Source organism: Synechococcus sp. R8-2 (genome assembly GCF_047461715.1).
Lineage (GTDB): Bacteria > Cyanobacteriota > Cyanobacteriia > Thermostichales > Thermostichaceae > Thermostichus.
Genome location: NZ_JANSHQ010000687.1, coordinates 1 through 515, shown reverse-complemented (window position 1 = coordinate 515; position 515 = coordinate 1). Strand labels below are relative to the sequence as shown.

The following is a 515-nucleotide window of genomic DNA, read 5'->3' as shown; positions in this document are numbered from 1 at the left end:
CTCTACAGCCTCTTTGCCCTCGAATCCGGACAGTTCAGCTTCCTGCCCAATGTGCCCATGCCCTATCGAGAAATGACCGGCCTGAGCAAGGGCGCCACCGCTGCCGTCCTGGAAGCCCTGCAGCAGCTCAAGCTGGAGCAACGCCCCGAAAAAGACCTGCCCGAACCCGATAGTTGCTTTTGGCGTACCAGCACCGAACTGCCTCTGTTCAAACTTTCTGCGCTGGAGTGGGGGATCCTGGAGCAGGTGTCGCCTTCTCGCAAGCTGACGGCTTTGGCTCGAGCACTGGGGGCAGACCTGCTGGAGGTGCGCTATGCCTGTGCCCGTCTGGCCAAGCTGGGGTTGATCAGTCCCTGTGAGGGGCCAACGGTTCTGGCTCGGTCTGGTCACTGGGAGCTGTCCAAGTCGATTGCTGAGGAGGTGAATCCCGAGCCGGTGAGGGAGAGGCTGGGGGCAAGGGTGCCTGGTCTCCAGGATGAGGGCGGCCCCGTCAAGCCTTCTCTGGTCAGTCGATT

Annotated in this window: 1 pseudogene; it reads left to right on the top strand. The window is 61.9% G+C overall.

Going from position 1 to position 515, the window contains the following annotated elements:
* Window positions 1–515, top strand: a pseudogene (locus tag NW819_RS13885) (hypothetical protein); the annotation flags it as partial.